Annotated in this window: 8 protein-coding genes and 1 tRNA gene; 2 read left to right on the top strand and 7 right to left on the bottom strand. The window is 57.8% G+C overall.

Going from position 1 to position 7,131, the window contains the following annotated elements; all coding sequences use genetic code 11:
* The coding region (locus tag HB376_RS29270; protein ID WP_213767171.1) for a hypothetical protein at positions 1–327 on the top strand (327 nt) is incomplete at its 5' end.
* A gap of 380 nt (positions 328–707) precedes the next feature.
* Here the strand turns inward: HB376_RS29270 and HB376_RS29265 are convergent.
* The 7 genes from HB376_RS29265 to HB376_RS29235 all read right to left on the bottom strand — a co-directional run bounded on the left by HB376_RS29265 (position 708) and on the right by HB376_RS29235 (position 5,816).
* Positions 708–783 (bottom strand) — tRNA-Thr (locus tag HB376_RS29265).
* Positions 784–801: 18 nt separating this feature from the next.
* Positions 802–1,317 (bottom strand): ClpXP protease specificity-enhancing factor, encoded by a 516-nt coding sequence (locus HB376_RS29260; protein ID WP_213767170.1) that lies wholly within the window; start codon positions 1,315–1,317, stop codon positions 802–804.
* Positions 1,318–1,381: 64 nt separating this feature from the next.
* Positions 1,382–1,993, bottom strand: coding sequence for a glutathione S-transferase N-terminal domain-containing protein (locus HB376_RS29255; protein WP_031362199.1), 612 nt, complete (start codon positions 1,991–1,993; stop codon positions 1,382–1,384).
* A gap of 97 nt (positions 1,994–2,090) precedes the next feature.
* Positions 2,091–2,843, bottom strand: a complete 753-nt coding sequence (locus HB376_RS29250) for a cytochrome c1 (RefSeq protein WP_213767169.1) — start codon at positions 2,841–2,843, stop codon at positions 2,091–2,093.
* Between the two features lie 19 nt (positions 2,844–2,862).
* Positions 2,863–4,245, bottom strand: a complete 1,383-nt coding sequence (locus HB376_RS29245; protein ID WP_213767168.1) for a cytochrome bc complex cytochrome b subunit — start codon at positions 4,243–4,245, stop codon at positions 2,863–2,865.
* The gene (gene petA / locus HB376_RS29240; RefSeq protein ID WP_213767167.1) at positions 4,245–4,865 is read right to left on the bottom strand and encodes a ubiquinol-cytochrome c reductase iron-sulfur subunit; all 621 of its coding nucleotides are present in this window, start codon (positions 4,863–4,865) and stop codon (positions 4,245–4,247) included. The genes HB376_RS29245 and petA overlap by 1 nt, the downstream gene beginning before the upstream one ends.
* A 204-nt stretch (positions 4,866–5,069) precedes the next feature.
* Positions 5,070–5,816, bottom strand: coding sequence for a Nif3-like dinuclear metal center hexameric protein (locus HB376_RS29235; protein WP_213767166.1), 747 nt, complete (start codon positions 5,814–5,816; stop codon positions 5,070–5,072).
* Positions 5,817–5,836: 20 nt separating this feature from the next.
* Here HB376_RS29235 and HB376_RS29230 point away from each other — a divergent pair, with 20 nt between their 5' ends.
* Complete coding sequence (locus HB376_RS29230) at positions 5,837–7,060, top strand: Do family serine endopeptidase (RefSeq protein ID WP_213767165.1); 1,224 nt, start codon at positions 5,837–5,839, stop codon at positions 7,058–7,060.
* The last annotated feature ends 71 nt before the right edge of the window (positions 7,061–7,131 follow it).

The following is a 7,131-nucleotide window of genomic DNA, read 5'->3' as shown; positions in this document are numbered from 1 at the left end:
TCTGCAGCACAGAAACGAGATTATGTCCTGCGTTTCGCTTTCCGTCAACAGGTTTTTTACCGCTTCGTGACAAACATCATCTCGACCACCTGGACTTTCCAATTCCGTCGAAGCGCCGTCCTGCTTGGCTCTCCGGGTACCGAAACTGAACAGCTAACGCCCTTACTTCCCGCTTCTCTTCGCCTCATCCAGAAGCGAAGAGGCCGAATTCTAGTGCCCCCTCAGACGTTGTGCAAGGGGTTTGTGAAAAGATTATTAATGGCACGTGAAGAGTCCGCGCGAATCCAGCGAAATATGAAGAAGAACTACGACCAGACACACGCGTGATTGCCCGCTGAGAAGACCTTCTGATGGATATGCGGAATCGATCGGGGGGCGAGTCGCTATCGCACCCTTTGGCATCGGGCATCGGCCGATCAAGTCTCAAGTACCAAGCGCATCGAAGACCGTGGTGATTTACTCGACTTCGTGCCGCACTGTTTCGGAAATTTGCTTCCCGCCGCTATCTCGGAAACTCGCCCGGCTTCCGGATCCAGGTCCTGCTTTGCAGCAAATGACGACGCAAAGATGTCGGCCGAGGGCCCCAAGGACCACGCCCATCGCGCTATTCAGCATCGAGCGATTGATGCTGCCGAAAACAAAAAACCCCGCGGACCGTTACCGGGCGCGGGGTTCAATACATCTTGGTACTTCATGAAAAGCTAAACTGGTGCCGGCTGCAGGACTCGAACCCGCCACCTTCTGATTACAAATCAACTGCTCTACCTGATGAGCTAAGCCGGCGAAGTCAGCGATTTTACTTCATTTGACGACCTTGAGGCGGCCTCGACCAGATGATTTCGACCCATCGTCGTCAGGAGGCGACTCATTGTCATCTCGTGCGTCGCGTGCTGACGCCGTCGTCTCACGGTGCTCGATCCGCTCAGCCCCACTTTCCTCCGGACCCAGCTCCGACGAACGCGGCCCGTTCTCCCCCGACACGTCCGGCGCCGCGCCGATCGCAGCGGGATCGACGGGAAAGGCCATGCCCTGGCCATTCTCTCGTGCATAGATAGCCAGCACGTTGGTGACCTGCACTTCGATCTTGTGCGACTTGCCGGAAAAGCGTGCACTGAACTCGATCCACTCATTGCCCATCTGCAACTGGCTCGTCGCCTCGAAGCTGATGTTCAGCACGATCTCATCGTTGCGCACGAACTGGCGCGGCACGCGCGTGCCGTTGTCGACCCGCACCGCGATATGCGGCGTAAAGCCGTTATCCGTGCACCACTCGTAGAGCGCGCGCAGTAGATAAGGCTTGGTGGATATTTCTTGCATCGACTTGCCCTCGATCGATGGGGAGCGCCGCCGGTCGAGCCGGCGCGCCCGCCAATCGAAAATATTAGCGACGCATTACCTTTTCCGAAGGCGTCAGCGCTTCGATGTAGGCCGGACGGCTAAAAATTCGCTCGGCGTACTTCATCAACGGCGCAGCGTTCTTCGACAGTTCGATGCCATAGTGATCCAGGCGCCACAGCAGCGGCGCGATGGCGACGTCGAGCATGGAAAACTCTTCGCCGAGCATGTACTTGTTCTTCAGGAAAATGGGGGCGAGTTGCGTCAGGCGATCGCGGATGGCGTTGCGCGCCTTCTCGTGATTCTTTTCCGCAGCCTTGCCCTTTTCGTTTTCCAGCGTGCCGACGTGCACGAACAGCTCTTTCTCGAAGTTCAGCAGGAACAGACGAGCACGGGCGCGTTGCACCGGATCGGCGGGCATGAGTTGCGGATGCGGAAAACGCTCGTCGATGTACTCGTTGATGATGTTCGATTCATACAGGATCAGGTCGCGTTCGACCAAAATGGGAACCTGGCCGTACGGATTCATCACCGCGATGTCTTCCGGCTTGTTGAACAGGTCAACGTCGCGGATTTCGAAGTCCATGCCCTTTTCGAACAACACCAGCCGGCAGCGCTGGGAGAACGGGCAGGTAGTGCCGGAGTACAAAACCATCATGATTAAAAGTCCCTTCAGAAAAACATAAGGGCCAGCGTGCGAAAAGCGCCTGCTAGGAGGCGCTTCGTCCACGCTGACCCACACCGATCGCGGCGTGTTATTTAATTTGCTTCCAGTATGCCGCGTTGAGGCGCCACGCCAGAAAGCTCAAAACTCCCAAGAACATCAGGACCCAGACACCCAGCTGCTTTCGCTCCTGCTGGGCCGGTTCCGCCATCCACGAAAGGTACGAAACCAGATCGGCCATAGCCGAATCATAATCTACTGGCGACATCGTCCCCGGAGTCACTTGGGTATAACCCGCGAAATGTTTGACCTTTTCACCGGTTTTTTCGTCGACGTCAGTATCGAATTTCGCCGTCCGTATACCCTGCAACTCCCACAGCACATGGGGCATGGCGACGTTTTCATACACGAGATTGTTCCAGCCGGTCGGCCGGGTATCGTCGCGATAAAAACTCCGCAAGTACGTGTAGATCCAGTCCTTGCCGCGCGCCCTCGCCTCCACCGACAAATCCGGCGGCGCCGCCCCGAACCACGTTTTTGCATCATCGGGACGCATGGCGATCGTCATCGTATTGCCGACCTTGTCGGTCGTGAAAAGCAAATTATCCTCGATCTCCTTCGGATCGATGCCGATGTCCGTCAGCCGGTTGTAACGCATCAAATTGGCGCTGTGGCAATTCAGGCAATAGTTTACAAACAATTTTGCGCCATGTTGAAGCGAAGCAAAATTTTCGGAGCTATCGGGCGCGGCATCCAGCGGCACTTCCTGCGCGTGCGCCGGGATCAAGCCGAACGACAGCAGCGCCGCGCCAATCACCGCGAGGGTAGAAAAACATTTTTTCATCGTCGTGTCTCCTTTGGGGTCAATGCGGCTTGTACCGCACGCGGTCGGGCGGCTGTTTGAAGCGGCCGCGCGTCGTCCAGAAGGGCATGCCGAGGAAAAACGCGAAATAAATCAATGCACAGATCTGCGCTATCAATGTGCTGGCCGGCGACGGCGGTTTCGTGCCGAGATAGCCAAGTACCAGGAACGCGAACACAAAGACGCCATAGAACACTTTGTGGAAAAACGGCCGATAGCGAATGGATTTGACGGGACTTCGGTCAAGCCACGGCAGGAAGAACAGCGATACCACGGCCGTACCCATCACCACCACGCCCCAGAATTTCGATTCGGTGAACGCCATGAACACGACCATCAGCAACGCCAGCACCGGCAAACCGATCCGCCATTTGCCGCGCGCTCGCAGCAACGCCAGCACGCCCAGCAACGCAACCACGATCATCAGGACAATCTTGAACGGGTCGGTCGTGGCGCGCAGCATCGCGTAGAAGGCGGTGAAATACCAGACTGGGGCGATCTCGTTCGGCGTCTGCAGCGAGTTCGCCGGCACGAAGTTATTGGCTTCGAGGAAATAGCCGCCCATTTCCGGCGCGAAGAAAATGATCGCAGCGAAGATGAACAGGAACACGCACACGCCCATGAAGTCGTGGACGGAGTAGTACGGATGGAACGGGATGCCGTCGAGTGGAATGCCTTTCTCGTCCTTCTTCGCCTTGATCTCGATGCCATCCGGGTTATTCGACCCCACTTCGTGCAACGCGACCAGGTGGGCGACCACCAGTCCGATCAGCACGAGCGGAATGGCGACCACGTGGAACGCAAAAAAGCGGTTGAGCGTCACGTCCGACACCACGTAATCGCCACGAATCCAGAGCGACAGATCCGGGCCGATGAACGGAATAGCCGAGAACAGGTTCACGATCACCTGCGCGCCCCAGAACGACATCTGGCCCCACGGCAGCAGGTAGCCGAAGAACGCCTCGGCCATCAGGCACAGGAAAATCGCGCAGCCGAAGATCCAAACGAGTTCGCGCGGCTTGCGATACGAGCCGTACAACAGCCCGCGGAACATGTGCAGATACACGACGACGAAGAACATCGACGCGCCCGTGGAGTGCATGTAGCGGATCAGCCAGCCCCACGGCACTTCCCGCATGATGTATTCGACCGATGCGAACGCGAGCGTCGCATCGGGCTTGTAGTTCATGGTCAGGAAGATGCCGGTGACGATCTGGTTCACCAGCACCAGCAGCGCCAGCGAGCCGAAGATGTACCAGAAGTTGAAATTCTTCGGTGCGTAGTACTCGGAAACGTGCGCCTTCCAGGTCGATGTCAGCGGAAACCGCCGGTCGATCCAGCCCAGAAACCCCGTTGTTTCCACTTCCTTGTCGGTAGCCGCCATTACGCTTCTCCCTTTTCGTCCTTGCCAATCACGAGTGACGTCGCCGAAGTGAACATATAAGGCGGGATGTCCAGGTTGTCCGGCGCGGGCTTGTTCTTGAAGACGCGGCCGGACAGGTCATAGGTCGAACCGTGGCACGGGCAGAGAAAACCGCCGGGCCAGTCGTCAGGGAGATTAGGCTGGGCGCCTTCCTGGAAACGCGGCGTAGGGGTGCAGCCGAGGTGAGTGCACACGGCCACGGCAACAAGCAGATTCTTATGATCGGTGCGCGAACGGTATTCGTTATTGCAGTATTCCGGCAGCGGCATGCTGAATACTTTCTTCGATTGCGGATCCGCGAGTTCGGGATCGGCCTTCTTCACGTCGGCGAGCATTTTGTCGGTACGATTCAAAATCCAGACAGGCTTGCCACGCCAGGCAACCGTCATCAGGTCGCCAGGCTTGAGACCTGATATATCGACTTCGACCGGCGCGCCCGCTGCCTTGGCTTTTTCCGACGGTGCAAACGACCCGACGAACGGGACGCAAGCCGCTACGCCACCAATTCCGCCCATTACGGTCGTCGTGATCAGCCAGGTTCGGCGGCTGCCGTCGACGCGTTGATCTTCGTTGTCTCGCATCACACGCCCCACTTCTGAGTTGGATTTATACCGTCAGGTCGTTCTACCGACGCTAGTGTGCGCGAATGGAGTCGTCATTTACAAGAGTTGAATAGCAAAAAACGCTCGAAGTCCTTCATTATTAAGGGTTTCCCCGCACTTATCGTGAGTATGGAATGAAGGGGTTATTTAACCCATTCGATTATTTATTGCACTGCAAGATAATCACACCGGATTATCGATATCGATAAAAACGTGTTCGATATCGAAATGCTCGGCCACATGGGCGCCGAGCGCCTGGACGCCGTATCGTTCAGTGGCATGATGCCCTGCCGCAACGTAGGCTACGCCGCTTTCCGCCGCGATGTGCATGGTCTGCTCGGAGACTTCACCGCTTATGTAGACATCGGCGCCGACGGCAATGGCTTCGTCGAAGAAGCCTTGCGCGCCGCCTGTGCACCACGCCACGCGACGCAGCTCCCAATCCGGATTACCGAATACGAGCGGCTTGCGCCCTAATTCGTTCTCGACCGTCGCGGTGAAATGCTCGAGCGACAACGGCACCGGCAACGACGCAATCCAGCCGAGATCCTGGTCGCCGAAACGGTTGTCCGCGATCAATCCAAGACGCGCGCCAAGCTGGGCGTTGTTGCCGAATTCGGGATGCGAATCGAGCGGCAGGTGGTACGCGAACAGGTTGATGTCATGGTCCAGCAGCGTCTTCAGCCGCCGGTATTTGCGGCCCGTGACCTGCGGCGCTTCGTTCTTCCAGAAGTAGCCGTGATGCACGAGCACGGCATCGGCACCCCATTCGATGGCCGCGTCCAGGAACGCCTGCGACGCCGTCACGCCGGTTGCCAGTTTGCCCACGCGACGTGAGCCTTCAACCTGCAGACCATTCGGGCAATAGTCCTTGAAGCGCCCGATTTCAAGCAGATTGTTCAGATACAATTCTAGTTCGATCCGATCCATGAATTCCTCTATTCCATCAAATGCTTAGACGCTTCTGGCTGTTTTTTGCCCAAGCGGTGACCGTGCTTTTGGCGCTGATGTTCATCGTCGCGACCTTGAAACCGCAGTGGCTTCAACGCCAGGGAACGTTCGGCAAGCAACTCGCCGAACCGATCGTCGCGTTGCAGGAAGTTGCGCCAAGCATCGGTTCCCGGCCCGCCCAATCGTCCTATGCGGATGGCGCGCAGAAAGCGATGCCCGCCGTGGTCAACGTGTTTTCGAGCAAGGACGGCACATTACCGCCCGATCCGCGCGCGAAAGACCCGCTGTTCCGCTATTTCTTCGGCGACAAGAACAAGCGTAAGGGCGACGAAACGCCGGCGTCGAATCTCGGCTCAGGCGTGATTGTCAGCTCCGAAGGCTACATTCTAACGAACCAACATGTCGTCGATGGGGCTGATCAGATCGAAGTTGCTTTGGCTGACGGACGGACCTCGTCGGCCAAAGTGATCGGCGTGGATCCGGAAACCGATCTCGCCGTGCTGAAGATCAATATGACCAACCTGCCCACCATCACGCTCGGCCGCATGGATCAAACGCGCGTGGGCGACGTGGTGCTGGCGATCGGCAATCCGTTTGGCGTCGGGCAGACGGTGACCATGGGGATTGTCAGCGCGCTCGGGCGCAATCACCTCGGCATCAATACCTTCGAGAATTTTATCCAGACCGACGCGGCCATCAACCCGGGTAATTCCGGCGGTGCGCTGGTGGACGTGAACGGTAATCTGCTCGGCATCAATACGGCGATCTATTCGCGCAGCGGCGGCTCGCTCGGGATTGGCTTTGCCATTCCCGTGTCAACGGCGCGCAGCGTGCTGGAAAGCATCATCACCACGGGCACGGTCACGCGCGGCTGGATTGGCGTGGAACCGCAGGACGTGACGCCGGAAATCGCGGAATCGTTCGGGCTCGAGCAAAAGTCCGGCGCGATCGTGGCCGGCGTATTGCAAGGCGGACCGGCCGATAAAGCCGGCATCAAGCCCGGCGACATCCTGATCAGCATCAACGACGACACCATCACCGACACCACGCGCCTGCTGAATGTAGTCGCGCAGATCAAGCCGGGAACGTCGGTGAAGGTGCATCTGATGCGCAAAAGCCGCGAACTGGACTTGAGCGTGGTAATCGGCAAACGACCGATGCAGCCCAAGCAGCCCCAGGCACCGGACGATGATAACGGCGGCGGGGATCAAAACGACGAGTGAACTAGGAACGTTGCCGCCGATCGTTGACCGGCAACTCCTCGTACTTGTAACGCGCACAAACCAAAGGGGCC

The sequence above is a fragment of the Caballeronia sp. dw_19 genome, from assembly GCF_018449515.1.
Taxonomy (GTDB): Bacteria; Pseudomonadota; Gammaproteobacteria; order Burkholderiales; family Burkholderiaceae; genus Caballeronia.
The sequence above is the reverse complement of the archived record's forward strand: the minus strand, read 5'-3'. Positions and strand labels throughout refer to the sequence as shown.